This is a genomic window from Sphingomonas sinipercae, from assembly GCF_011302055.1.
In the GTDB taxonomy this organism is placed as follows: Bacteria; Pseudomonadota; Alphaproteobacteria; order Sphingomonadales; family Sphingomonadaceae; genus Sphingomicrobium; species Sphingomicrobium sinipercae.
This window is the reverse complement of the sequence record NZ_CP049871.1, coordinates 1,486,753-1,511,979: the sequence shown is the minus strand read 5'-3', so window position 1 is coordinate 1,511,979 and position 25,227 is coordinate 1,486,753. Positions and strand designations below refer to the sequence as shown.

The 25,227-nt window shown below is 64.6% G+C and carries 26 protein-coding genes; 9 read left to right on the top strand and 17 right to left on the bottom strand.

The genetic code is table 11. From position 1 onward, the window contains the following. Positions 1 to 1,200, top strand: a complete 1,200-nt coding sequence (locus G7078_RS07870; RefSeq protein ID WP_166094746.1) for an exo-beta-N-acetylmuramidase NamZ family protein — start codon at positions 1 to 3, stop codon at positions 1,198 to 1,200. A gap of 75 nt (positions 1,201 to 1,275) precedes the next feature. Beyond that, entirely contained in the window at positions 1,276 to 2,676 is a 1,401-nt protein-coding gene (locus G7078_RS07865; RefSeq protein WP_166094743.1) for a methyl-accepting chemotaxis protein, read from the top strand. Positions 2,677 to 2,687: 11 nt separating this feature from the next. Here the strand turns inward: G7078_RS07865 and G7078_RS07860 are convergent, their stop codons facing one another. From G7078_RS07860 to G7078_RS07845, 4 genes are all read right to left on the bottom strand, one after another. Continuing rightward, positions 2,688 to 3,398, bottom strand: coding sequence for a class I SAM-dependent methyltransferase (locus G7078_RS07860; protein ID WP_166094741.1), 711 nt, complete (start codon positions 3,396 to 3,398; stop codon positions 2,688 to 2,690). A 73-nt stretch (positions 3,399 to 3,471) separates the two neighbouring features. Then, positions 3,472 to 4,143: a DUF6975 family protein gene (locus tag G7078_RS07855; protein ID WP_246166311.1), complete on the bottom strand. Its 672-nt coding sequence runs from the start codon at positions 4,141 to 4,143 to the stop codon at positions 3,472 to 3,474. Positions 4,144 to 4,262: 119 nt separating this feature from the next. After that, entirely contained in the window at positions 4,263 to 4,586 is a 324-nt protein-coding gene (locus G7078_RS07850) for a PspC domain-containing protein (RefSeq protein WP_166094739.1), read from the bottom strand. 177 nt (positions 4,587 to 4,763) lie between these two features. Further along, positions 4,764 to 6,338, bottom strand: coding sequence for a helicase HerA-like domain-containing protein (locus tag G7078_RS07845; protein ID WP_166094737.1), 1,575 nt, complete (start codon positions 6,336 to 6,338; stop codon positions 4,764 to 4,766). Positions 6,339 to 6,447: 109 nt separating this feature from the next. Here G7078_RS07845 and panD point away from each other — a divergent pair, with 109 nt between their 5' ends. Beyond that, complete coding sequence (panD, locus tag G7078_RS07840; RefSeq protein WP_246166544.1) at positions 6,448 to 6,858, top strand: aspartate 1-decarboxylase; 411 nt, start codon at positions 6,448 to 6,450, stop codon at positions 6,856 to 6,858. Here panD and G7078_RS07835 read toward each other — a convergent pair. The 3 genes from G7078_RS07835 to G7078_RS07825 are packed head-to-tail and all read right to left on the bottom strand — an operon-like array spanning position 6,855 to position 8,825. After that, the gene (locus G7078_RS07835; RefSeq protein ID WP_166094733.1) at positions 6,855 to 7,460 is read right to left on the bottom strand and encodes an SOS response-associated peptidase; all 606 of its coding nucleotides are present in this window, start codon (positions 7,458 to 7,460) and stop codon (positions 6,855 to 6,857) included. The two genes, panD and G7078_RS07835, sit on opposite strands and share 4 nt — an antisense overlap. 10 nt (positions 7,461 to 7,470) lie before the next feature. Further along, complete coding sequence (locus G7078_RS07830) at positions 7,471 to 8,193, bottom strand: CPBP family intramembrane glutamic endopeptidase, BDIM_20840 family (protein ID WP_166094731.1); 723 nt, start codon at positions 8,191 to 8,193, stop codon at positions 7,471 to 7,473. Positions 8,194 to 8,237: 44 nt separating this feature from the next. Then, complete coding sequence (locus tag G7078_RS07825; protein ID WP_166094729.1) at positions 8,238 to 8,825, bottom strand: hypothetical protein; 588 nt, start codon at positions 8,823 to 8,825, stop codon at positions 8,238 to 8,240. 483 nt (positions 8,826 to 9,308) lie between these two features. Here G7078_RS07825 and G7078_RS07820 point away from each other — a divergent pair, with 483 nt between their 5' ends. Continuing rightward, entirely contained in the window at positions 9,309 to 9,515 is a 207-nt protein-coding gene (locus G7078_RS07820) for a hypothetical protein (protein WP_166091715.1), read from the top strand. Beyond that, complete coding sequence (locus G7078_RS07815; protein ID WP_166094727.1) at positions 9,512 to 9,769, top strand: hypothetical protein; 258 nt, start codon at positions 9,512 to 9,514, stop codon at positions 9,767 to 9,769. Before G7078_RS07820 ends, G7078_RS07815 begins: the two co-directional genes overlap by 4 nt. Before the next feature lie 287 nt (positions 9,770 to 10,056). Here G7078_RS07815 and G7078_RS07810 read toward each other — a convergent pair whose 3' ends face one another. Beyond that, positions 10,057 to 10,776: a hypothetical protein gene (locus G7078_RS07810; protein ID WP_166094725.1), complete on the bottom strand. Its 720-nt coding sequence runs from the start codon at positions 10,774 to 10,776 to the stop codon at positions 10,057 to 10,059. Positions 10,777 to 10,968: 192 nt separating this feature from the next. Here G7078_RS07810 and G7078_RS07805 point away from each other — a divergent pair, with 192 nt between their 5' ends. Both G7078_RS07805 and G7078_RS07800 read left to right on the top strand, forming a co-directional pair. Next, on the top strand, positions 10,969 to 11,376 hold the full coding sequence (locus tag G7078_RS07805) for a hypothetical protein (RefSeq protein WP_166094723.1): 408 nt from the start codon (positions 10,969 to 10,971) through the stop codon (positions 11,374 to 11,376). Then, entirely contained in the window at positions 11,373 to 11,768 is a 396-nt protein-coding gene (locus tag G7078_RS07800) for a hypothetical protein (protein WP_166094720.1), read from the top strand. Before G7078_RS07805 ends, G7078_RS07800 begins: the two co-directional genes overlap by 4 nt. Positions 11,769 to 11,889: 121 nt before the next feature. Here the strand turns inward: G7078_RS07800 and G7078_RS07795 are convergent, their stop codons facing one another. The 7 genes from G7078_RS07795 to G7078_RS07765 all read right to left on the bottom strand — a co-directional run bounded on the left by G7078_RS07795 (position 11,890) and on the right by G7078_RS07765 (position 20,422). After that, complete coding sequence (locus G7078_RS07795; protein ID WP_166094718.1) at positions 11,890 to 12,396, bottom strand: phosphohistidine phosphatase; 507 nt, start codon at positions 12,394 to 12,396, stop codon at positions 11,890 to 11,892. 43 nt (positions 12,397 to 12,439) lie between these two features. Beyond that, on the bottom strand, positions 12,440 to 13,540 hold the full coding sequence (locus G7078_RS07790; protein ID WP_166094716.1) for an MBL fold metallo-hydrolase: 1,101 nt from the start codon (positions 13,538 to 13,540) through the stop codon (positions 12,440 to 12,442). Between the two features lie 55 nt (positions 13,541 to 13,595). Next, on the bottom strand, positions 13,596 to 14,498 hold the full coding sequence (locus G7078_RS07785; protein WP_166094714.1) for a DUF2971 domain-containing protein: 903 nt from the start codon (positions 14,496 to 14,498) through the stop codon (positions 13,596 to 13,598). 28 nt (positions 14,499 to 14,526) lie between these two features. After that, positions 14,527 to 16,557, bottom strand: coding sequence for an RNA polymerase sigma factor RpoD (rpoD, locus tag G7078_RS07780; protein WP_166094711.1), 2,031 nt, complete (start codon positions 16,555 to 16,557; stop codon positions 14,527 to 14,529). 14 nt (positions 16,558 to 16,571) lie between these two features. Beyond that, positions 16,572 to 18,437, bottom strand: a complete 1,866-nt coding sequence (gene dnaG, locus G7078_RS07775; protein ID WP_166094709.1) for a DNA primase — start codon at positions 18,435 to 18,437, stop codon at positions 16,572 to 16,574. Positions 18,438 to 18,599: 162 nt separating this feature from the next. Continuing rightward, on the bottom strand, positions 18,600 to 19,814 hold the full coding sequence (locus G7078_RS07770) for a glycosyltransferase family 87 protein (RefSeq protein WP_246166542.1): 1,215 nt from the start codon (positions 19,812 to 19,814) through the stop codon (positions 18,600 to 18,602). A gap of 2 nt (positions 19,815 to 19,816) precedes the next feature. After that, the gene (locus G7078_RS07765) at positions 19,817 to 20,422 is read right to left on the bottom strand and encodes a methyltransferase family protein (protein ID WP_166094705.1); all 606 of its coding nucleotides are present in this window, start codon (positions 20,420 to 20,422) and stop codon (positions 19,817 to 19,819) included. Positions 20,423 to 20,601: 179 nt separating this feature from the next. Here G7078_RS07765 and recA point away from each other — a divergent pair, with 179 nt between their 5' ends. Next, complete coding sequence (recA, locus tag G7078_RS07760; RefSeq protein ID WP_166094702.1) at positions 20,602 to 21,681, top strand: recombinase RecA; 1,080 nt, start codon at positions 20,602 to 20,604, stop codon at positions 21,679 to 21,681. A 22-nt stretch (positions 21,682 to 21,703) separates the two neighbouring features. Here recA and G7078_RS07755 read toward each other — a convergent pair whose 3' ends face one another. Next, positions 21,704 to 22,972 carry a multidrug effflux MFS transporter gene (locus tag G7078_RS07755; protein WP_166094700.1) on the bottom strand — a complete coding sequence of 423 codons (1,269 nt, stop codon included), beginning with the start codon at positions 22,970 to 22,972 and terminating at the stop codon, positions 21,704 to 21,706. 49 nt (positions 22,973 to 23,021) lie between these two features. Here G7078_RS07755 and G7078_RS07750 point away from each other — a divergent pair, with 49 nt between their 5' ends. Further along, the gene (locus tag G7078_RS07750) at positions 23,022 to 23,858 is read left to right on the top strand and encodes a class I SAM-dependent methyltransferase (protein ID WP_166094697.1); all 837 of its coding nucleotides are present in this window, start codon (positions 23,022 to 23,024) and stop codon (positions 23,856 to 23,858) included. A 2-nt stretch (positions 23,859 to 23,860) separates the two neighbouring features. On the opposite strand, the gene G7078_RS07745 is transcribed toward G7078_RS07750, so the two are convergent. Beyond that, positions 23,861 to 25,177 (bottom strand): dicarboxylate/amino acid:cation symporter, encoded by a 1,317-nt coding sequence (locus tag G7078_RS07745; RefSeq protein ID WP_166094695.1) that lies wholly within the window; start codon positions 25,175 to 25,177, stop codon positions 23,861 to 23,863. Positions 25,178 to 25,227: the final 50 nt, after the last annotated feature.

Sequence of the window (25,227 nt, the reverse complement as noted above, 5' to 3'; positions counted from 1 at the left end):
ATGACCTTGTTCGGAATCGACCGGCTGCTTGCCGACCCGGAATTGCGCCGCCCGCTGGAGGGCAAGCGCGTGGCCTTGCTCGCGCATCCCGCCTCCGTCACCCGCGACCTCATGCACAGCCTCGACGCGCTTGCCGCCGCGGGCGTGAACCTGACCGCCGCGTTCGGCCCGCAACACGGACTGCGCGGCGACAAGCAGGACAATATGGTCGAGTCAGAGGACTTCACCGATCCGGTCCATCGCATCCCGGTGTTCAGCCTCTATGGCGAGGTGCGCCGGCCGACCGGTCCGTCGATGCAGACGTTCGACGTCATCCTCATTGACCTGCAGGACCTCGGCTGCCGGATCTACACCTTCATCACGACCTTGCTCTACATCCTCGAAGCTGCCGCCCAGCATGGGAAATCGGTGTGGGTGCTGGACCGGCCCAATCCCGCAGGCCGCCCGGTCGAGGGCCTGACCCTGCGCGAAGGATGGGAAAGCTTCGTCGGCGCCGGCCCGATGCCGATGCGGCACGGCCTCACCCTCGGCGAGCTTGGCCACTGGTTCATCGACCAGTTCAAGCTCGACGTCGATTATCGCGTGATCGAAATGGAAGGATGGTCGCCCGATTCCGAGCCGGGCTTCGGCTGGCCGGAAGACCGCATCTGGATCAATCCAAGCCCCAACGCCGCCAACCTCAACATGGCGCGCTGCTACGCCGGGACGGTGATGCTTGAAGGCGCGACGCTGAGCGAGGGCAGGGGGACCACCCGGCCGCTCGAGCTGTTCGGCGCTCCCGATATCGAACCGCGGCGGTTGATCGAGGAAATGCGGATCATGGCCCCGCACTGGCTCGACGGCTGCGTCCTTCGCGAAACCAGTTTCGAGCCGACCTTCCACAAGCATGTCGGCCAGCTTTGCCACGGCGTCCACATCCATGCCGAAGGCGCTTTCTACGACCATCAGCGCTTTCGGCCCTGGCGGCTGCAGGCGCTCGTCTTCAAGGCCATTCGCCGGCTCTACCCAGACTATGAATTGTGGCGCGACTTCCCTTACGAATATGCCTTCGGGAAGCTTCCAATCGACGTCATCAACGGCTCGCCCTTGCTGCGCGAATGGGTCGATATCGACACCGCTGAGCCCGGCGACCTCGGTGCGGCCGCAAGCGCGGACGAGCAGGCGTGGGAAGACGCGCGCCGTCCTTTCCTGCTCTACTGACGGGATTGGTTAACCAAGCCGTAGGGACTTGCCCCTAATCACCCTCCCAACAGTTTAGCGGGGAGCGGGGCTTTCATGGCCACTCAGGGGATCGAACAAGTCACCGAAGACGCAATCCGGGCCGTTGCCCGCGACTGCGGTTCGCTGTCGATGGAATGCAGCGACGTTGCCGGTTACGTAAAGGACGTCTCCGACCGCATCAGCGAGCATTTGAAGATGCTCGACCAGCTTGAGGAAGTGACCAACCGCCTCACCGCCGACCAGGCACGCGTGTCCGATTCCACCGACGAGGCGCGCTTGCTGTCGGAACAGGCGAAGGCGAAGCTCGACGCCGGCCGCGAGGCCATCGAGGGTACGATCGACGGGTTCAAGGGCCTGACCGAACTGGTCGTCCAGCTCGGTGAGCGCATGGCCGGCTTCGCCTCGGCGATGAACCAGGTGCAGATGGTCTCCTCGACCATCGAAGTGATCGCCCGCAAGACCAACATGCTGGCGCTCAATGCGACCATCGAGGCCGCCCGCGCCGGTGACGCCGGCCGAAGCTTCGCGGTCGTTGCCGCCGAAGTGAAAAAGCTCGCTCACGACACCCGCGCCGCCACCAGCCAGATCGCATCGACCATCGGCGAACTCACCCGCGAAGCCGGCGCCGTTACTACCGAGATCAAGACCGGCGTCGAGCGCAGCCGCGCCGCCCAGTCCGGCTTCGGCCAGATCAGCGACACGGTGCGCGAAGTCTCCGAGATCGTCGGCATGGTCGACCGGCAGACCGAGGGCATCGCGCATTCGACCAGCATGATCCAGACCAGCGTCGACCGCGTGAAGGCTGGCCTGACCGAATTTTCCGCCGATGCGCGCGAGAACGGGCAGCAGCTGCTGAACGCGGAGAAGCGGTTGGGCCATCTCGAGCTGCTGTCGAACACGATGCTCGACACGCTGGCCAATTCCGGCGCCGAGATCGACGACACGCCGTTCATCCTCAAGGCGCAGGACGCCGCCCGGCAAATCATGATCGCCATCGAGCGCGCGATCGATGATGGCGAAGTCACCGTCGATCAGGTGTTCGACCGCGACTACAAGTTGATCGAAGGAAGCAACCCGGTGCAATATTCGGCCGGCTTCAACGATGCCGCCGACCAGTACGTCCGCCCGATCCTCGACCGCACCAAGGGCCAGGACAACCGGATCATCGGCTCGGCCATCGGCGACATGAACGGCTATCTGCCGACGCACCTGTCGGAACGCAGCCTGCCGCAGCGCGCCGGTGACCCGGTCTGGAACGACGCGAACTGCCGCAACCGCCGGATCCTCATCGACGACACCACGCGCAACGCGCTCGCCAGCGAAAGCCCGGCAACGCTTGCGACGTACCGCATGGAGCTTGGCGACCGCTTCATTCCGGTGAAGAACGTGTTCGTGCCGCTTCACTTCAAGGGGCGGCGCTGGGGCAATTTCGAGCTCGCCTACCGCGACGAATAAAAGGGCGTCGCCTAGGTCCGGGTCAGTCGGTACTTGAGCGACCCGGCGACCCACTGCCGCCGTTCAAGCCTGAACTGCTTCGCCAGCATGTCGAGCAGGCGACTTTCTTCGATGCGCAGATGGTCGGGCTGGATGCGCCAGTCGCCGCGCCACTTTTCGCGCAGCGCGCCGCGCAATGGTTTCAGGATCCGCGCCTCGTAAGTGCCGTTGCGCAAGCGGGCGACGACCCGCGGAAAAGCTTCCCGGGCGAGGTCGAGCCAGCTCGGCTCAATGTCGTCGATCACCAGGAACGCAACGCCGCCGGGGCGAAGCACGCGCGCCATCTCGTCGACGCAGCGGCCGATGTCGGCCACATGGTTGAGCGTCCAGAAGGACAGGGCCGCGTCGAACTCGCCATCGGCAAACGGCAGGGCCTCGCCCGGCGCATGGACGAATTGGGGGACTGGCCCGGACCGTCGAAATTTCTCGCCAAATGCCATCCATTCCGGGGTCTGCCAGGATGCAGCCGGCTCGACGACGACGAGGTCAACTGCCGGGTCGAGGAAGCGGGCGGAAACGCCGGCGCCGCCGCCGATGTCGACGATGTGCCCGTTCAGCTCGCGAAGCTCGGTGGCATATGGCGCGTAATCTTCCAGTAAGACCGCCTCGCGGTCGTCGCGGTTCAGCAGCTGGTCGTACCAGCTTTCCATTTGCGCTTGCCGCTGTTCGTACGAAGTCGCCACCGCCGCACCCTTAGCGCTGGCGATCTTGGGGCACTAGCTATCGATTCGAAAGTCGGCCGTGGGCCGCGCGCAATTACCAGCGGTCGCGCGCGGACGCCCTTGCTTCCAATAGGTCGAAGAGCCCGCGGTGCTGCAGCAGCAATTGCTCGCCGCCGAAGGCCAGGGCGCGCTCGCTCGATGGATCGTCGCAGGCGCTGTCGATCACTTCCAGCACCGAAGCTTCGTCCGGCAGCGATGGCGCTGGGCATTCGATGCCGATGCGCGCGGCGGCGCGGTCGAGCAGGCGGCGAATGGGCCACCAGTCGCTGACCAGCGCGGTCGCGGCGCCAAGCGCGCAACCGCGGCGTTCGGACCGGGCAAGGATTTCCAGGGCGTGGCGTTGCGCCACCAGCGTCGATTCCGTCTCCGCCGCACCGGGAGTGCTCGGGATCGGGCCGACGGCCGACGTTAGGCGGACCAAGTACAGGCGTTCGCGCTCGAACGCGTCGGAGGCCCGCTCGAGCCACCGCTGTGACGCGCCGGACGAGGCCAGCGACAAGGCGAGCTCGACGAGGCCCGGATGGCTGCCGTGAATCTTGCACAGCAGGTGGACGCAATCGGCAATGTCCCGTGCGGCGCTCGGGCCGGACGCTTCGACGAGGGAGTGGACGTAGCGATGCTTCGCGCTGCCTTCGCCGGCAACGCGCGCAAGGTGAGCCTCGGCAGCGCTAACCGCTTGACGGTCGACGAACCGATTGATCGCCATTCGAAACTCCCCTGCCAGGCCCCAGAACGGGTCGGCCTAATGCAGGGTTTGTAGGCGCAGGGCGTAAAGACGAGGTTTATGCCGGCTTAGGTTTTTGGTGAGGCTGTTCGGTAACCGGCTTAGGCCGCGACTTGATATTCGACCTCGCTGTTGGCCGCATCGGCGAGCGCGGCATGGTCTTCGATCGCCGTCGTTTTCGGCTTCGGAAAGAAATAGCGCGAGGCAGCGACGAAAACGCCGACCGTCAGGTAAGCGATCACCGCCAGCTTGACGTCGAAAAAGACGATCGCGCCGAACATCACCCGCAACAGGTTCGGGTGGATGCCCAAATCTTCGCCCAGGCCCTGGCAGATGCCAAGCATCGTGTCGTTGCGCATCGGCAGCGCCACGTTGCGCTCGTCAACCGCAGGTTGCTCGGGCTGGATCTCGCTGGCGTCTTGCATGTCAAACTCCTCTGGCGGGGCCGGTGGCTGCCTATCGTCAAACAATAAGCAAGCGCCGTGCCAGAACCTTGGTATCTCTGTTTTTCAGTGGGTTAGCGCGAACCGACCCGCTCGCAGCAGCGATTAGTTCGCGTTTGCTACGCAAATATTGGGAATCCGCGCCAAGTGTTTCAAGGGTTACCGCCCGCGGCGCAGTCCACCCAGGAGCCCGCGCAACAACTGGTTGGCGATCTGGCGGCCGACCGAGCTGGCCACTGCCCGTCCGGCTGACTGCATCATCTTGTCCGCCATCGTCGGCTTGGCCGCCTCGCGGGCAGCGCGCGCCTCGACGCGCTCCGCTTCGCGGCGTGCAGCGGCGTCGGCCTTGGCCTGGGCCGCGTCCATCTTGGCTTGGGCCGCGGCGGCTTTTTGAGCGTCCGCCTCCTGCTTGGCGGCCGCGGCGGCCTGCGCCGCTTCGCTGGCCCGCGCCGCGAGCAGCTCTTCAGCCGATTCCCGGTCGCTGACCTGGTCGTATTTGGTGCCGATGGCATCGCTTCCGACCAGGATCGCGCGTTCCTGGGCCGACAAGGGCCCGACCCGGGATGCCGGCGGCTTGATCAGCACGCGCTGGACCGGGGAGGGCGATCCGTCGGGTTGGAGCAGCGAAACCAGCGCTTCGCCGATCTTCAACTCGGTGATTGCCGAAGCGACGTCGATGCCGGGATTGGGCCGGAACGTCTCGGCCGCGGCCTGCACCGCTTTCTGGTCGCGGGGCGTAAAGGCGTTGAGCTTGTGCTGAACGCGGTTGCCCAGCTGCCCCGCGACCTTGTCCGGAATGTCGATCGGGTTCTGGGTGATGAAATAGACGCCGACCCCCTTCGACCGGATCAGCCGGACGACCTGCTCGATCTTGTCCTGCAGCGCCGGCGGCGCGTCCTCGAACAGCAAATGCGCCTCGTCGAAGAAGAAGACGAGCTTCGGCTTCGGCAAGTCGCCGACCTCGGGGAGCGTCTCGAACAGCTCCGACAGCAGCCAGAGCAGGAAGGTCGAATAGAGGCGCGGGCTTTGCATCAGCCGGTCGGCGGCGAGCACGTTGACCGTCCCGTGGCCCTGGTCGTCGAGGCTCAACAGGTCGGTCAGGTCGAGCGCCGGCTCGCCGAAGAAATGCTCCGCGCCCTGGGCGCGCAGCTGCAGCAACGACCGCTGGATGGCGCCGACCGACTGCTTCGACACATTGCCATATTGCAGCGTCAGTTCGTCGGCGCGCTGGCCGACCTCGACCAGCATCGATTGCAGGTCGTCGAGGTCGAGGAGGAGCAGCCCGTCCTTGTCGGCGACCTGGAAGACGATGGTCAGGACGCCTTCCTGGACCTCGTTCAGGCTCATCAGCCTGGACAAGAGCAGTGGCCCCATCTCGCTGACGGTGGTGCGGACCGGGTGGCCTTGCTGGCCGAACAGGTCCCAGAATTGCACCGGATAGCCACGATACTGCCATTCGCGGTAACCGATGTCCGTGCTCCGCTGGCGGAACGGCGCGTCGGTCCTGGCATCCGCGGAGGCGGGCATCGCCAACCCGGCGAGGTCGCCTTTCACGTCGGCAACGAAGGTCGGGACGCCGGCGTCGGCGAACCCTTCGACTAGCCCCTGCAAAGTCACCGTCTTCCCGGTTCCGGTTGCGCCGGCGACCAGCCCGTGGCGGTTCGCTCTCGACAATTGCAGGTCCTGCCGGTTCGCTCCGCCGCTCTCGGCGCCGATGAAGATCGTGTCAGTCATTCGCCTTTGCTAGCAAAGCCTGCGAACCTTGTCGCGGCTGGCCTTGCCCCACACATATGCTAGAGGGCGCGCCGCCCTGGGGCGCTTCTAGAAGGACGTTTCTGCCGTGATGCGGATCATGATGAAGTCGAAGATCCACCGCGCGACGGTGACGCAGGCCGACCTGCATTATGTCGGGTCGGTCACGATCGACGCCGACCTCCTCGACGCCGCCAACCTGATTGAAGGCGAGCAGGTCGCGATCGTGGACATCACGAACGGCGCCCGGATCGAAACCTATTGCATCCCGGCCGAACGGGGCAGCCGCCTCATCGGAATCAACGGCGCTGCCGCGCACCTGATTCACGCCGGCGATATGGTCATCATCATGAGCTACGCGATGATGGAGGAAGAGGAAGCCCGATCTTACCAGCCGGTCGTCGTTCACGTCGATGAAGGCAACCGCGTGGTGAAGCTGGGCAACGATCCGGCCGAACCGGTTCCGGGATCGGACCAGAAGCGCGGCGACCTGGCCGCTTAGCTTCGAACCGCCGGCCTGACCAACAGGCTGCCGGCGGGGAGGGGCGTCAGCAGCTCGCTCGCCGGGACTTGCGGGTCGAGCCAGCGCTGCCAGCAATCCGGCGGTAAGACGCAGACTTGCCGCGCATGGTAAGGCGCGACGTCGGGACCCGGCTCTGCGGTCAACATCGTGAACGCTTCCTCCACGTCCGGCTGGGTGCGGACCAGCCCGGCGATGCCCAGCAACCCCGTGGTCCCGCCCAGGACGCCGTCTGCGGCGGCAGTGAACAGCCAGCGGTCCTTGCGCTTTTGCCTGGGGTCGGCCGGCGCGGTGAATTCGTAGAATCCGTCGGCGACGATCAGGCAGCGCCCGGACGGAAACTGGCGGCCGTCGGATCGAAAGTTGTAGACCGGCCTGCCGCCTGGCCCCGGCCAGCTCCATCGGCGAACGACCATCTCCTGCACGCCCGCCGCCGAACGGACGATCGGGGCGGGGTCGGTGATTGCGATATCGCGCGGCGCAAGGTTCGGGGCGCCTTCGGGGAAGGCGATCGGCACCTGCAGGTCGCGAAAGATTTTGGCCACTTCGTCGACCGACTTGGCCTGGGTGTAGAGATTGCACATGCGGCTCAGCCTATAGCGGGAGCAGCACGAACGCAGTGTTGACGAAATTGTGCAGGATGATCGGCAGGACCAGGCTGCCGGTTTTTTCGCGCAGCCAGACGGCGGGAATGGCGCCCAGGAAGGGCAAGGCAAAGCTCATCGCGTCGAAGCTCCAGACGCCCTGCTGGACGCCGAGCCCGTGGACCAGCCCGAAGACCAGCGCATTGAGCGGCAGCGCCCAGCCGATCGCCGCGCCGCCGATCCGGACATGGCCGGCGAAGGCGCGGTTCAAGGCGACAAGGAACAGGCCGCGGAAGAAAATCTCTTCCTCCAGCCCTGGCATGGTCAGCTGGTAGAGGATGGCTTCGCGATTGCCGCCGCCTTCACCCATGAACCAGGCCATGGTCGAATAGACGGCGACCAGCGCTGCAAAGACGAGGAGGGCCCCGCGCAGCTGCTCCTGCTTCCAGGTCAGGCCGATCCGTCGCCACCCGAAGATTGGCAAGGCAGCGATCGCCAGCGTCACCGCAAGCGCAAGGAACTTGCCCGACCAATTCCATGTCTCGTCGAGGCCGGGGACGGCCGGGATCAGCCATAGTCCGCGCGTCAGCGCGACATCGTTGACCAGGAACAAGGCGGCCGCGACCAGCAGCCACTTGAAGTCGAAGTTGCGGCGGTCGGCGACCCCGGCGACCAGCCCCGCACCGATGAGGATGGCGGCGATGGCGACGCTACCAAGCAGTTCGTCGAGCATCCCCCGAGTCCCCCAACCCTGCCCTGCCTTTGAGTGCCTGCGGTCTAGTCGACCCGCTTGGCGACGCCGCGGCGGATCGCCTCGGTCACCAGGGCGCGCACCTGCGGCTTGACCTGATCGGCGAGGCGCGCCTGCTCACGGCCGAGCTCGGCCTGCTGGCGCCCAAGCGCCGCCTGCTGCTGCCCGAGCGCAGCCTGCTTCTGGCCGAGCGCCGCCATCTGCTTGCCGAGCAGGTTCGCGCGCGAAGCGTCCGCGCCGGCCATCATTGCGCCGATGCGCCCTTGCTCCGCACCCAGCGCGCCCTGGCGGCCGCCGAGCGCACCCTGCTGCGCGCCAAGCGCGCCCTGGCGAGCACCGAGCGCCTGCTGCGGCTGCATGATCGCTTCGACGCGGCGAAGGATGTCGGCGTCGCGAATGACATAGGCCTTCCCGCCGTCGCGCACGTAGAGCAAAGGCCCGTCGCCGGAGCGGAAGGCCTTGGCCCGCTCGGCATCGTTCCACGAGCCGTTCAGCTGGACGCTGCTGGTGCCGTTCTTGCCGGTCAGGAGGACATAACTCATGCCATCGTTGGACGCGGCATAAAGGGCGGCGGCGGGCGTTGCGACGATGAGCAGTGGGACGATCCAGCGCATGACAATCCTCCTTGGCTGGGCACGATTCGTACTACAATTGTAGCGCCCGTCAAGGTGGGTCGTCTGCGCCCGCCTTAATCCCCAACGCCCTAATGAAGGGCGCGGGGTTGTTCTTTCGACTGCCGATCGGCCTGGTCGATCTTCCGGAGTAAGCCGTCAAAACATGGCGTCTCTTCGAGAGGCCAGATTTGTTCGAATGACGGGTTCAACAGCCGCGCGTCATTCCGGTCAAGCAAGCCGATGGACACCAAGAGCGACTGGTCCATCGTATATAACTCTTTCAACTACTTTGGCTTTCCCAACGCCGGGCAAGCGACCTGGTGCCAAGCGTTTCGGCTGCGCAACGGTATTGCGTGAGACGGGAATGGTTAGGCGCCCGCGCCCCGGCGTGCTAAGCCAAGCCCATCGCGCCGACTGCCACGAGCCAAGGCGCGACAGAGAGACCCGACTTGTGCTCCCGCTTGCAGCCGACGGAGCGCACCCATGGACCTCAATCACCTGTATCACCGTCACCAGATCGCGCTCCACATGGCTGGAAAGGCCGGGAGCGAGCCGGGCCGGGCGGCGCATCTGGCGCTGGCGGAAGGCTATGCCGCACAGATCCGCGCGGCCAGGAACCCGGCGCCCGCGGCCGACCGGCCCGACCCCGGCCTGGTCGTGGCGATCCGCACCGTGGAGATCGTCGCGTGAACGGGGCTTTCGACATCAACCTGCCCGCCGCGTCGGCGCGGAACATCGGCGTCAAGCGCGACACCGCCCTGGCGTGCCGGGCGCGGGCGGAAGCCGACCTGCTGGCATCGGCGGCGATGATCAACGCCAACCAGCGCACCCGGTTGGAAACCAGCGCGGCGAGCTGGTCGGCGCGAGCAAGCGTGCTCGAGCGGGTCGAGAAGGGCATCGCCACCAAGGCGGTGCGCGCCGCGATGGGCGACCCGCCGGGCTGAGGGTTCGAGCGGGGTTGAGGGGCCGTCACGGAAGTGAATTCCGTGACGTCGGTCCTGTCGCTTCGCGCAGGCCGGCCGATACTCGCCAACTCTTCGCACAAGCTTCGCTTCTTCGAAGCGTTCGCTTGTGGTCGGTGGCTTGGCCGTCACGGGGCGGCCCGTGACGTCGATCGACGCGGCTTTGCCGGTCGTCGGCCGGCTTGCGCGATCTCTTCGACAGAAGCTGCGCTTCTGCGCGGTCGCTTAAGGTCACTAAAGTCACGCGGTTGTGCTGCATTTTCGTGACTTTAGAGCCGCCGGATGCGGGGCATTGGGCGCGGGGGCGGGTTGGCTTTTTCATGCTCGATCCGGTCGAGGATCGCCTGGTGCTGGGCCCAGATCGCCTCCCGATGCGCCTTCAGCTTGGCTTCGTAGCGGGCGCGTTCCTTGAGCTTGATCCGGTAGAGGCGGCGCGTGGCGGCCTGCTCGCGCCGCTCCGCGATCGAGTGGTCGCGGCCGGACAGCAGCCCGATGGCGAGCCGGTCGTTGCGGCGATGTTCGAACCGCACCAGCCGCCCGCGGCGGACCACCGGCACCCAGGCGCCGCGAATCGCGCGATCCATCGCGTCGGCACGCAGCCGGTCGATGCCGAGCGCGATGGCATTGTCCCACGCCTTGGCGAAGCTCTCCGCCCCGTCCGCCTCCAGCAGCCGGTAAGCGGTGCTGGGCGTGCGCCCAACCACCCGCGCCGCATGGGACACGCAACCGCATTCGGAGAGGGCAAGGATGAACAGGCGCTGCGTCTGCTCGTCCCAGCCGTTCCTGCGCTTGCGCAGGCGCGGGACGGGCGTGAAATCGACGACGCGATCGGGATCCGGATCGACCAGCCCGTACTGCGCGGTGTCGAACGGGAAGGGGTCGCCGGCGGCGGCCTTTTCAGGATTGTAGTGGGGGTTGAAGAAATCGAACGGCGGCTCGGGCGGGCCCTGCTCCGCGCGGGCGGCGGCTGGCTTGTCTTTGGTCTGCATCCAACAGGATAAGCCATAAAAGGGGGGGTGTAGGACAGCATAAAGCGCCGAAGCTAAGCGCCAGCTTAGCTGAGAGACGCTGCATGCCGGCCGGGCTGCGGGCGCGAAGCGACCGACAGCTTCGACGTCACGGGATTTACTCCCATGACGGCTGCGCTAGCTTGCGATTGCTCGGGGCAGGGGGAGCGATCAATGAAGGCAGTGTTGCTGATGGCTCTGGCGGCCCAGCCGGTGACGATGGAATTGCCGACGACGCTCAAGCCCAATTGCTATCGAACGATCGCCCATCCGACGCCGGTGCAGCTGACCGGCCAGATGCCGGCCGACCCGACGACGATCTATACCCTGCGCATCTGCTATGCCGATTATAAACCGCTGCGGGCGGTGCGCGTCGGCATTCCCGACGAGCCGGGCAAGGACAACCCGGACACTTTGATCGCCGCCGATTGCAAGCTGGTCAGCGGCACGAAGATGTTGATGTGGCTGACTCCGCCAGCGCCGCCGGCAACCTACACGACCCCGTCGATGAACATCTGCGTGCTCGGCATGGCGGTGATCGGCGACGCACCGACCGCGGCGATCGAGGGAGCCGGGCGGTGAAGACGGCGATCCTGCTGGCCGGCCTGCTTCTCCAGCCGGCGCCGGAAGTAACGCTGCAGAACCTCGACCCGCACTGTTATCGCGAGGTGATCCGCACGGCGCCGACGGAACTGACGGCAAACGTCGCCCCCGGATTGTCGGCGATCTATACCCTGCGGATCTGCTACGAAGCGGGAACGGGCTTCGGACCGTGGCGCGGCGTTAGCGTCGGCATCCCCGACGAGCCGGGCAAGGACAATCCGGAAATCAAGCTCACCGCACTGTGCCAACTGGTAACCGGGTCGAACCTGTGGGCCTGGTACAAAACCCCGCCCGACCTCGGCGCGCTCGACTTCACCTTTGTCGACATTTGCGTGCTCAACGTCACGGTGACGCGGAAGGCGCGGGGGTAGGGGAGCGCACCGACGAAGAGAGCTGTGCCCTGGCGAAGAGCCATCGGGTGCCGGCCGGGCTGCGCCCGTAGGGTGACAGCTTCGACGTCACGGGATTTACTCCCGTGACGACATGGCGAGTTCAAGCACTTGAAACCGTCGTTTCAGGCCTTGAGCAAACTATAACTCTTTTGTTCACGTACCCAGACTGTTTTCGATACGATAAAAAGAACAATATCGCTAGCAGCCCAAGAGCAATCCTGATGCTGATTAAGTTCTCCACAAAATACGGAGGAGGACTCAGAACGAACGTTATCACCAAACACACTAAAGCCCCGACATAGATTGTTCGGTACATGTTGGCGATCTCAACAAATAGCTCAATTTTCTTGTCGCGTTCGCAGGCCAGAACGTAGGAAGTGTAGTCCGAATGCGTCACAAGCTTAAGCATCTTGAAAAGCGGCTCCAGAACTAGCGAACCTAGTCGGCTAACTGTTAGGCCCGTGAGGTAGTAAAGCAGCAAACGAGATAGGATGTCCGTCGACTCCGCACTGCCAAGGAACGCCCTTACGAACTCGAAAACTACCGCTCCTGGAACGAAGTAATTGAAAATGTTATATGAATCGATCTTGTCGATCAGCTTGTCCACGCGTGCCTCCCATCGACCGCCCTACTGATAGCTAACCGTGTGACTAGTCGTACTCCTCAACGATGTCGAAAAATGGCAGAGGTGTCACATCGACATAACCGGCCCGCTTACCGAAGCCGCCGTAGTGTATTTTATCCTGCCCTTGGGTGGCTATAACTCTCGCGCCCCGACGTCGGAAGGCATTCGTTACTATTCGACGCGGGTGCTTAGCGTCGTCAGCTGGAGCGGACACGAATGCAGAAAAGTGAGGTACGCTGCCAGGTTCTGCTATCGGCCCCAAAACTCGATTGAGGATCGTCGGCCCAACGTTGCGACGACTCCCGTGGTGAGGAACCTGAACAAAGCTGAATTGTCGTAAAGGTAATTGCTGAGATTCAAGGTAGTTGGCAGACCAAGTAAGCGCGTTGATGCCGGCGTCACCAGTCAACAAGACGTTGCCTTGATCGAACCGGCCGTAGAGCACGACGCTGCTTTCATTGCTCGCGCTGGTTAACCCTCCGTCTTGAAGGCGCTCATCGAGCCAGTCTTCTGCGGTCCAGCCTGCTACCGATGTGCGCGCTGCGCCAAATATCCGTTGGGCGAGAGACTCTTTCCCAAGCCACATGTTTCTCGCCCGGATCACAGCTTCATTCGGGTCAGGCGTTTTGTCGAACTGCGGAAGCAGGTTCTGGTAAGCGTACAGGGTTGGTGAACAGACGAAGAATGGTCCAATCAACGCGCCGGTGAATGGGTAGTGCAGAACTGAACCCTGCGAATGTGCGAGGTCAACGATCTCCGATATAATGTCATATTCTCTCTGAATGGCTTTTTGGAGGCCTTCTGCTGACCAAGCCGAGTCGAAAAGGGTCGGATCTGCTGAAAACCACGGAATGTGCAGCCACACGTTTCTAACGTGCACTTCCTCCAGCACCTTCCGTAAGCCTGATGCATGATCTCCGTCTGAATGCGTCAGTACTACGTGTTCGAGCGTCACATCGGCACCGAAGTATGTCTTGAGGTGACCGACAATCTTCTCGCCGGTAGCGGCATGGCCGCCATCCACTAGCATGAGCTCCCACAGTCGCTCGTCCCCGTACCGGACGATAATTGCATCACCAGCGCAGCTAGCGTCGCCAACTGCAAGGAACTCGATCTCGCATTTCATCAGGAGCCTTATAGGACTGGAACAGCCCGTGAACAAGCGCCGCTGAATTTGAGTGCTAATCTTCGACAGGCAGTTCGATGAGAGTTGCAGAGCGTCGGTCGGGCGTCGCTCGTGTCAGATGAACTCCTGGATAGCCTCTTTCGATCAGCGACTTAATACTGCACTTTAACTCGTCGGATGCGCGACTACCAAGTATCACTCGCCTCACGGCAGCGTGGGGAAATGGGACTAGGTGAATTTGCTCGTGCTGTACTTTGGTGATCACTGACGCATCTTCAACCTTAGCGTATAGCCGCCATTCCCTTTCATAGCTCCAATCGGCCTGTTTGGAGATTAAAGCTCCATACGGATTATCCATAATTTCAGGCACTCTTCCGTCGAAGTACGCGACCTTATGAAGACCCTGCAGTTCGTAATTTTCTCCCCGCCGAAAAAAATCCGAGCTGGTGTCAAACGCAATGACGAACCCTGACGAGTTTCCAGCGTAATGCGCCCACATTGGGGAGCTGTCTGATTTTTCGCTCAACGACAGTAGAAGTTGTTTCCCCGCCACTCGATCAATAAGTCGGTCTATATTCTCAGGCGCGTTCATCTGAGCAGGCATTTGAGCGATGAAATCGCCTAAAAGACGTCGCATCAGGTGCTCAACGTTGGCGCCTGTAACTGCCGACATCATTTGCTTGGCCTGATCGACATTCAGCGCGGATAATGGGGATTCACGAAGCGCGTCACTGATGCCCCCGTCAACGTCCGCTTCTGCAGCCGCTTCTTCAAAAAGCAGCTGCATCTTCGGTCCCATAATAAGATCGAAAGTCTGTCGTACTTCAAAGATGTCATTGGTATTCAGCGGAGGCGAAAAACGTATGAGCGCGTTTTCTAAAACATCGATCCTGTCGCTGACGACGTACTTGAATAACTCGGCAGGTGGCGAAGGTCGTCGCCGTTCAATTTCTGCCAAGTCAGCGCCAAGTGACACTAGGGCTGCCTCACTGGTCGAGGAAGCTGCGCATCTTCCGTGACCGGCTCGGATGCTTCAGCTTCCTAAGCGCCTTCGCCTCGATCTGCCGGATGCGCTCGCGCGTCACGGAGAACTGCTGCCCGACTTCCTCAAGCGTGTGATCGGTATTCATGCCGATGCCGAACCGCATGCGCAGCACGCGTTCCTCGCGCGGGGTCAGGGACGCCAGCACTCGGGTGACGGTTTCCTTGAGGTTGGCCTGGATCGCGGCATCGACGGGGATGACGGCGTTCTTGTCCTCGATGAAGTCGCCGAGGTGGCTGTCTTCCTCGTCGCCGATCGGAGTTTCGAGGCTGATCGGTTCCTTGGCGATCTTCATCACCTTGCGGACCTTCTCGAGCGGCATGCTGAGGCGCTCGGCAAGCTCCTCGGGCGTCGCTTCGCGGCCGGTTTCGTGCAGGAACTGCCGCCCGGTGCGGACCAGCTTGTTGATCGTTTCGATCATGTGGACGGGGATGCGGATGGTCCGCGCCTGGTCGGCGATCGAGCGGGTGATCGCCTGGCGGATCCACCAGGTGGCGTAAGTGCTGAACTTGTAACCGCGGCGGTATTCGAACTTGTCGACCGCCTTCATCAGCCCGATGTTGCCTTCCTGGATGAGGTCCAGGAATTGCAGCCCGCGGTTGGTGTATTTCTTGGCGATGGAGATGACGAGGCGAAGGTTGGCCTCGACCATTTCCTTTTTCGCGATTCGCGCCTCGCGCTCCGCCTTTTGCACCTGGTTGACGATGCGGCGGTATTCGGGGAGCGAAGTGCCGACGGCCTGCGCGATCTCGCCCATTTCGACGCGGATTCGCTCGACCGTGTCGCCTTCCGCGGCGGCGAAGGCGGCGAACTTCTTGTCGATCTTGGCGGCGCGATCCATCCAGCCATCGTCGAGCTCGGAGCCCATGTAGCTTTCGAGGAACGCCTTGCGCGGCACGCGGTGGCGCTCTGCCAGGCGCAGCATCTGCCCGCCAAGCGCGGTCAGGCGGCGGTTGTAGGCATACAGCTGGTCGACGAGATATTCGATCTTGGCGGCGTGAAACTGCACGCTTTCGACCTCGGCGGTGAGCTGCTCGCGAAGCTTCTGATACTTCTTCTCGTCCGAGGCCGGGAATTCGGTGCCGGCGGCGAGCGCGTCGAGGCGGGCCGACTGGAGCTTGCCGAACTTCTTGAACAGGCCGGCGATGGTGGCGAACTTCTCGAGCGCCTGGGGCTTGAGCTGCTCTTCCATCTGGGCGAGCGAGAGGGCGTTCTCGTCATCGTCGTCGTCGGTGGATTCGGGCTTGGCGCGGCGCTCGTTGAGCTCGTCCTCGTCATCGGCTTCGGCGGGGGCCTCCTCGGGCTCCTCGTCTTCCTTGATGGTCGGGCCGGCGTTCTTCTCGCTGATTTCGCCATCGGCGCCTTCGCCTTCCTCGTCGGCGTTGATCTGCTCGGGCGTCGGGCCCTTCGACAGCATCGCCTCAAGGTCGAGGATTTCGCGCAGCTGCATCTGCCCTTCGTCGAGCAGGTTCGACCAGTGGATGATCGCGTTGAAGGTCATCGGGCTTTCGCAAAGGCCCCAGATCATCGTGTCGCGGCCGGCCTCGATGCGCTTGGCGATGGCGATTTCGCCTTCGCGGGAGAGCAGTTCGACCGCGCCCATTTCGCGCAGGTACATGCGCACCGGGTCGTCGGTGCGGTCGACCGCTTCCTTCTTGGTCGCAGCGGCCGGGCGGGGGCCGCCGTCGTCGAGCGGATCGACCTCGTCCTCGGGCTCCGCTTCCTTGCTGTCCTCCTCGTCGTCCGATTCCTCGGCATTCTCGACGACGGTGACGCCGCGCTCGGACAAGCGCGACATGATGTCCTCAATCAGCTCGTTCTGGTCGGCGGGGATGGCGGCGTTGATCTCGTCGATCGTGATGGTGCCGCGCTTTTCGGCGCGGGCCATCACCTTCTTGATGGACGCATCGTTGAGGTCGATCAGCGGCGCATCGCCGTCTTCGCTCTCGGTCTCGGGTGTTTCGTTCTTGGCCATGGTTGCGGTGCCGCTTACTCAGTGCCGGCGAGAGACGCCAGCCGTTGCATGATTTCTTCACGCGCGACGTGCAGCCGGCGCTGCTCGTCGAACGCATCTTCGTCCCCGGCTTTCAGGCGCTCGGTCGCTTCGAGAAGCGCGGCGCCGATCTCCTCCTCCGCGGCAAGGGCGTCGATGGCGACGCCCAGGTCACGCACGGCCCGCTCGGGCTCGGCGTCGCTACGGGTGAAGGAAAAGCCGATTCCGCCGGAATTGGCCGCGGGCGCAAGGCCCGAAGCCGGTCCGGCGTGTTGCAATATGGTGACAAGCTCTTCCCGATCAAGCGTTTGCCGGGAGAGTGCCGCTTCGACCAGCCGTTCGCGAAGGGCGGAGAGGGTGCGGTCGCGGATGCCGAGGTGGGCGAGCTGCTGGCAATGTTCGGGCAAAGCGGCGGGAAAATTGATGAAGCCGAGGATCAAGGCGCGCGCGGTCGAGGCGTCGATTCCGCCGCTGGCGATGCGCCGCGCGGTGTCGCTGGGCGGGGAAGGAGGCGGAGTGAAGCGCCCGTTCTTGAAGCTTCCGCGCGGACGCTGCGGCCCACCGCCGCTCCCGGGCTGCCACTGGCGGCGGGGCGGGCGGGCCTGGTCCATCTCCGCCTGGAAAGCGTCCATCCACTGGTCGCGGTAGAGGCGGCGAAGGTCGGGATGCTGGATGGATTGCGAATGTTCGATCAGCCGCTGGCGAAGGCCGGCGCGGGCCTCGGGCGTGGTCAGCGCGGCGGCATCGCGTTCGTGCCGGAACAAGCGGCGGTCGAGCGCTTCGGGCTCGGCAAGGAGCGCATTCATCGCTTCCGGCCCGCCAGCGCGGACGATGTCGTCCGGGTCCTGCCCGGCGGGAAGCTCGACGAAGCGCAAAGTCCGGTCGGGCCCGATGTGGGGCAAGGCGCGGGCGGCGGCGCGGATCGCGGCCTTGCGGCCCGCCGCATCGCCATCGAAGCAGAGGATCGGCGCCGGATCGAGCCGCCACATCCGCTCCAGCTGCGCTTCGGTCACCGCGGTGCCGTTGGGCGCGACGACTTCGCTGATGCCGGCGCGGTCGAGGGCAATGACGTCCATATAGCCTTCGACGACGATCAGCCTCTTGGCTTGCCGGCTGGCCGGGCCGGCACGGTCGATATTGTAGAGGGTGCGGCCCTTGTCGAAGAGCGGCGTGTCGGGGGAGTTGAGATATTTGGGCTCGCCGTCGCCCAGGATCCGCCCGCCGAAGGCGATGACTCGCCCGCGCTGGTCGCGGATCGGGATCATCAGCCGCCCGCGGAAGCGGTCGTACGTGTCCTTGCCTTCGTCGGGCTTGACCAGCATCCCGGTTTCGACCAGCCGGTCCTCGCCAAGCTCGGCCAGCGCGCGCTTGAGCGCGGTTCGGTTATCCGGCGCCAGGCCGATGCCGAAGCGGGCCACGGTCGCCGCGTCGATGCCGCGCCCCTTGAGATATTCGCGCGCCGAGGCGCCGTCGATTCCGCCGAGCTGTTCGGCAAACCAGCGCTGCACGGCCGCCATGACATCGGTCAGCGATGACGTCCGTTCGGCCTGGGCGGCGGCGCGCGGGTCGGGGGCGGGGACGTCCATGCCCGCCTTGCCGGCAAGTTCCTTGACCGCGTCCATGAACGGAAGGCCCCGCGCTTCGGTCAGGAAGCGGATCGCATCGCCGTGCGCGCCGCAGCCGAAGCAATGGTAGAAGCCCTTTTCGTCGTTGATCGTGAAGCTGGGCGTCTTTTCATTGTGGAACGGGCAGCACGCCTTCCACTCGCGCCCGGCGCGAGTGAGCTTCACCGACGGCTGGATGATGGCGGACAGCACGGTGCGGGCGCGAAGCTCGTCCAGCCAGGCGGGGGAGAGGGTCACCGGCGCCCCCCGTCGGCGGCGGGCGTGAGGAAGCGCCCATCGTTCAACGCCTCCTCGATCACCGCAACCCTTCCTCCGATTCGCTCCCGCGCATCATTGTTCCAGAAGCGTATCACGCGATACCCCTCAACGTTCGGGATCGCGGCTGTGCCGAGCCGATAATCAGGCGGCGGCCGAAACCCTGGACCTATTTGGGAGCAGCAAGCGAAGGTCGCAATTGTGAAGCCAAAACAGGCTCGCAATCGCGGCGATGGGCGTGAGGTTCGGGATCGGCATCGCAAAGGCGCCGGTGAAGCACAGCACCGTCAGGAACGACCCCATCCACACAGCGACAAAGCGCCCGGCCTGGCGCTGCTGCAGGAAGGCGGCCAGCGGGATGATCAGGAGCAGCGTGTCGTAGGTGAACAAATAGGGCGAAATCAGCATGGTCGATGCGGCAAGGATCGGGACCCGCTGGTCGTGCTTCAAAGCCCATGCGCGCCAGGTCAGCACGATGGCGGCGATGGCCGCCAACGCTTGCGCCACGAACGCCGGTCCCTGAGCGATGCCGAAGAAGCGGGCGAAGGCGAAGACGCTGGCGAGCTGGTTCCAGCGCCAGGCGCTGTTTTCGATCAGGCCGGCGAAATGTGCGCTCATGGCGAAGAAGCCGCGGTAGGATTCGACGCCGAACAGCGCGAGCCCGAGCAGCAGGACCAGGAGCCCCGAGGCGGCCGCGGCGAAGAAGGCGCGCCAGTGACCGCCGGCGATAAAGGCAATCGGCACCAGGCAGGCGAGCTGCGGCTTGCAGACGAACAGGCCGAACAGCGCGCCGGCAAGCAACGGGCGGCGTTCGAGCGCGGCAAAGGCGGCAATGAACACCGAGCAGGTCAGGAATCCGTTCTGCCCGCCAACGACGTTCATGAAGGCGGCCGGGTGCGACAAGGCGTAGGTTGCCGGCATCAAGCGCCGGGTCGCCAGCAGGAAGAGCGTCGCACCGACCGCGACCCAGACCAGATAGGCCAGCCAGAAAGGATGGAAGCCGATCGGCATCACCACCAGCAGGAACGGCGGCGGGTAGGGAAAGGGCATTGCGCCGCCCATGTGCGCGACCGTCATCTGCACCGCGCGATGGACGGCCTGGTCGTAAGCCAGGGCCGGGTGCCCGGTGACGGCCAGGTGCCCGGCCGACCAGAAGCTCGTGAAGTCCACGCCCGGCGCGGCCTTGCTGTAGACATAGGCCCCGCCAAGCAGCGTCAGGAACGACAGCAGGGTGAGCACGAACGCCACCCGACTATGCCAGGCGAAGCAGGGGCCCGGGTCAGCCTCGCCAAGGGCGAGCGCGTGATCGAGCCACCGGCGGCGGAGGCCGGCCTTTCCTGCGTGTGCCGCCGGCTGCACGATCAATACAGGCCCGGAAGCACCCGATAGCGAACGCGGCCCTGAAGCTCGCGATAGGCAGGGTCGGCCGAAAGGAATTTTTCCTCTTCACGGATGCGCAGCAGCTGCATCGACCAGGTCAGCGCATATTTGACGATGTTACCGACGGTGAAATTGGCCAACAGGAAGGCAAGCTGGCTGATGAAATAGCCGAGGTACATCGGGTGCCGGACGAGGCGGTACAGGCCGCCGCTGCGGACCCCGCGGTTCGCCGGCGCCAGGCCGAAGCTGCGCCACAAAGCGACCTTGGCCAGGATGTTCACGGCAACGCCGCTCATCATCATCGCCGCGACCACCGGCTCGGGAATCATCGCGAAGCCGCCCGGGGCCGGACGCACCAGCAAGGGCGCGGCGGTGCCGAGGAAGGCGAAGAGCCAGGCGAGCGGGTCGCGGGTCATCGTGCCCGGCTTGCGGATCAGGATCAGGACGACGGGAAGGCACTCCGAAATCGCCAGGAGAATGACGTAGGGATGCTCGAACACCCGCGGCAGGATCGCCTGCAGGAAGGTTGCCGCCAAGGCGACGAGGAAAAGCCGCTCGCCCCAATCAAGAATCCTGTTCGTGTGCATGCTGTCCTCCCTGTCGGAGGGCGGATAGACGGACGCCTGACAAAAAATGGTTAATGCCGGCGGCGGCGCAGCGGACTTTTTCGCGGCTTTCGTTCCCTACTTGTTCCGGAAGAACAAACATAGTACGTGGCTGTTTATTGGAGCGGAGCTCGGCCGCTCGTTGACGGGAGACAGGGGTCATGGCAGCGCAGCTCAAGGTCATCGGCAGCGGATTGGAATCAGCAAGCATGGATCGGCAAAAGGCGCTCGAGGCGGCGCTTGCGCAAATCGACCGCGCATTCGGCAAGGGCTCGGCAATGAAGCTGGGCAGCCGCGAGAAAATGGAAATCGAAGTGGTCTCGACCGGCTCGCTCGGTCTCGACATCGCCCTTGGCGTGGGCGGCTTGCCGCGCGGCCGGGTGATCGAGATTTACGGGCCGGAAAGCTCTGGCAAGACGACGCTTGCGCTGCACGCGATTGCCGAAGCGCAGAAGGTTGGTGGGACCGCCGCCTTCGTCGACGCGGAACATGCGCTCGACCCGGTGTATGCGAAGAAGCTTGGCGTCGACATCGACGAGCTGATCGTATCGCAGCCGGATACGGGCGAGCAGGCGCTGGAAATCGTCGACACGCTGGTGCGGTCGAATGCCGTCGACGTGCTGGTGGTCGATTCGGTCGCTGCGCTGGTGCCGCGGGCGGAAATCGAGGGCGAGATGGGCGACAGCCACGTCGGCCTGCAGGCCCGCCTGATGAGCCAGGCGCTGCGCAAGCTGACCGGATCGATCAGCCGTTCGCGCTGCACCGTCATCTTCATCAACCAGGTACGGATGAAGATCGGCGTCATGTACGGCAACCCGGAGACGACGACGGGCGGCAATGCGCTGAAGTTCTACGCCTCGGTCCGCCTCGACATTCGCCGCACGGGCCAGATCAAGGACCGCGACGATATCGTCGGCAACACCACCCGGGTGAAGGTGGTCAAGAACAAGGTCGCGCCGCCGTTCAAGCAGGTCGAATTCGACATCATGTACGGCCAGGGCGTGTCGAAGGTCGGCGAGATCCTCGACCTCGGCGTCAAGGCCGGCCTGGTCGAGAAGTCGGGCGCGTGGTTCAGCTATGACTCGATCCGCATCGGCCAGGGGCGCGAGAACTCCAAGCAGTATCTCACGGAAAATCCCGAGATCGCCAACCGGATCGAAAGGGCGATCCGGGGCAAGACCGAGGAAGTCGGCGAAGCGCTGATGGTCGGGCCTACGGGCGAGGACGAAGGCGCCGAATAAGGCCGCGAGGGCGGGCGGCGGCTCAGGCTTCCGCCCGCTCCGTCGGTTCGCCGGTGTCGACCCGGATCGGCGCGAACAGGCGCTTGGGTTCGGTTAGGACAATTACCAGCAGGGCCGCGCTGGCGCAGGCAGCCGTCCCGACCAGGAAGGGCGTCGCCGTCCCGTCGAACGCGCGGCCGATGAAGAAGCCGGCGATAGCGGCCCCGACCGTGCCGATCACGCCCTGGACGGAGGACGCAGTGCCGGCGATCGGCGCCATATGCTCCATCGCCAGCGTCCCCAGGTTGGAGGAGGTGAAGGCGAAGCAGGCCATCGTCAGCCCTTGCAGGATGATGAAGGTGGCAAGCGTTTCGTGGCCGGCGAGCGCAATCGCGGCATGGAGGGCGGTCACCAGCGCGAAGCCGACCGCTGCGGAATGGCCGACCCGGCGCAGGCCGAAACGGCCGACCACCTTTGAATTGGCCCAGGACGCGACGCCCATCGGCGCGGCCACCGCCGCGAACACCAGGCCGATCAGCTGCGGCTTGTCGAACACGTCGAAGACGATCTGCTGGACCGAGGAAATGTAGGCGACCAGCGCCGAAAAGGTGACGGTCAGGGCGATCGTGTAGCCGCGCGATTGCGGCTCTCGAAGCGTTTCCCAGGCAGCGTCGCCGATTTCCCGCCAGTTGAGCGAGCGCCGGAATTCCGGGTGCAAGGTTTCCGGCAGGCGGATCCACGACCAGGTGAACATGATCACCGCATAAACCGCGAGCACCACGAAGATCGCGCGCCACGGCGCGAATAGCAGGATCGCCTGGCCGATGTTGGGGGCAAGGACGGGGACCAGCATGAAGACCATGAACACCAGGCTCATCACCCGGGCCATGGCTTCGGCTTCGAACAGGTCGCGGACCATGGCCACGACGAGCACCCGGGTCACCGCGGCCGACGCGCCCATCGCGGCCCGGCCGGCGATCAGCAGCGCGAAAGTGCCGGCAAAGGCGCAGGTCAGCGCGAAGATGGCATAAAGCGTGACCCCGGCGGCAAGGATCGGCTTGCGCCCGAAGCGGTCGGCAAGCGGGCCCCAGATCAGCTGCGTCGCGCCAAAGCCGAGCATGTAGGCGACGACGACCAGCTGCCGATCGTTTTCATGGGCGACGTTCAATGCCCGGCCGATGTCGGGCAGGGCAGGGATCATCGCGTCGATGGCGAAGGCGTTGAGCGCCATTAGGCCGGCGAGCAGCGCCGTCATCTCGCGCGTGCCGGGCGGGCGCGGCTTGCCCGCGGTCTGTTCGATCTGGAATGACATGAGGGCGCTGCTGCTGGCGCAGCGGTAACGAACATGCAAGGGGCGGAAAATGAGCGCGGCAAGCGATTGGGCGAGCGCCGGTGGTGTGGTTTGGGCGGCGCGGTGGCGGCAAACCGACCGCGGGCTGGCCGGGATCGAAGCCCCATTGGTCGAACGCATAAGGGCTGCTGCCCCCGACCGAAGGTTTCGCGCTTTCGAAATCGGTTGTGGCGCGGGCGCGACCACGGCGGACGTCGCCGCAGCACTGCCGAACGCGACGATCGTTGCCGCCGATGTCTCGGCCGACTTGCTTGAGGTGGCACGGCAGCGGCTTGCGCGTGAATCTTCCGTCACCTTTGCGGTCGGCGATGCCGAGCATATCGCGGCCGACAATGGTCCGTTCGATCTTATCTACTCGCGGCATGGCGTCATGTTCTTCGACGATCCGCAGCGCGCCTTCCGCACGCTGGCCAATGCGGCGACGCCGGGCGCGAAGCTGGTTTTTTCCTGCTTTCGCGACTGGCAGGCGAATGCCTGGGCATCGGAACTGGGCTCGGCGGCTGCCGACCAGCCGCTTCCATCCCCCGGCCGAGAGGCTGGCGGATTCGCCTTTGCCGACCCCGATTACGTGCGGCAGTTGCTTTCCGGCGCGGGGTGGACCGCAATCGCCGCCGAGGCCGTGGATTTTACCTACGTCGCCGGCGCGGGCCGCGAGGCGGTGGCGGAAGCGCTGGATTACCTTTGTACGATCGGGCCGGCGTCGGCGGTGCTTCGCCAGATGGACGAAGCGAAGCGTCCGGCGGCAGTCGCCCGAATGAAGCCAGTCATCGAGCGCTACGCAAAGGACGGGGAAGTGCGCTTTCCCGCCTCCGCCTGGATCTGGAGCGCCGCCGCGCTGCCACAATAATTTCAGAAGGGCTCGTCCCCTGGGGGCGGAGGGGGCCGATGCGACGGCGCGTGGGGCGGCTCGATATCGACCGGTTCGGGCGGGTCGAGCTCGCCTTCCCACTTGGCCACCACGGTGCTGGCGACAGCGTTGCCGACGACGTTGGTCGCCGACCGCCCCATGTCGAGGAAGTGATCGACGGCAAGGATCATCAGGATCCCGGCCTCGGGGATGTTGAACTGGGCAAGCGTTGCGGTGATCACCACCAGGCTGGCGCGTGGGACCCCGGCGACCCCCTTCGACGTGATCATCAGCGTCAGGAGCATCAGGATTTCCTGCGTGATCGTCAGGTCGATGCCATAGGCCTGGGCGATGAAGATCGACGCGAACGTCATGTACATCATCGACCCGTCGAGGTTGAACGAATAGCCGAGCGGCAGCACGAAGCTGGCGATCCGCGGCGGAACGCCGAAGCGGTCGAGCGCCTCCAGCGTGCGCGGGAAGGCCGCTTCCGACGATGCGGTGGAGAAGGCGAGCACGATCGGGTCGCGGATGTAACGCACGAGGTGGCGCGTGCGCCCGCCGACGATGAGGAAGCAGACCCCGATCAGCAGGATCCAGAGGATCGCCAGACCGATGTAGAAGCTGCCCATGAAATAGCCGTAGGTGGCGAGGATCGAGATGCCGCGCTCGGCGATGCTGGCGGTCACGGCCGCGAACACCGCGACCGGGGCGAAGCGCATCACGTAATCGGTGACCTGAAGCATCACCTTGACCAGGGCTTCGAGCGCCCGGACCAGGGGCCGCGCCGGTTCCCCGACAGCGGTGATCGCGACGCCTAGGAAGAGCGAGAAGACGACGATCTGGAGGATGTCGTTCTGCGCCATCGCGTCGACCATCGAGGTCGGGAAGATGTGCGCGATGAACTTGGCGAGGTCGAAGGCGGAACGGTCGACACCGCTGGCCGCGTCGGCCGGCGGGATGGTCAGCGCCAGGCCGACGCCCGGCTGCAGCGCATTGACCAGGACGAGGCCGAGGCTGAGCGAAATCAGGCTGGCGCAAACGAACCAGCCGAACGCCTTGATGCCGACCCGGCCCAGCGCGGTCGTGTCGCCCATGTGGGCGATTCCCACGACCATGGTCGAAAGCACCAGCGGCGCAATGATCATCTTGATCAGGTGCAGGAACACCGTCGTCAGGATGGAGAAATAGCCGGCAATCGTCTTGAGCTGCGCATCGCCGGCGGGCGTGCCGTCGGCGACCGATACGTTGATCGCCCAACCCGCGATGATCCCAAGGACCAGGCCGATAAGGATGAACCTGGTAAGCTTCGTCGCCATGCAATTCCCCTGTTGTGGAGCGACACAAGACGCCGCGCCCGCTCGCGTCA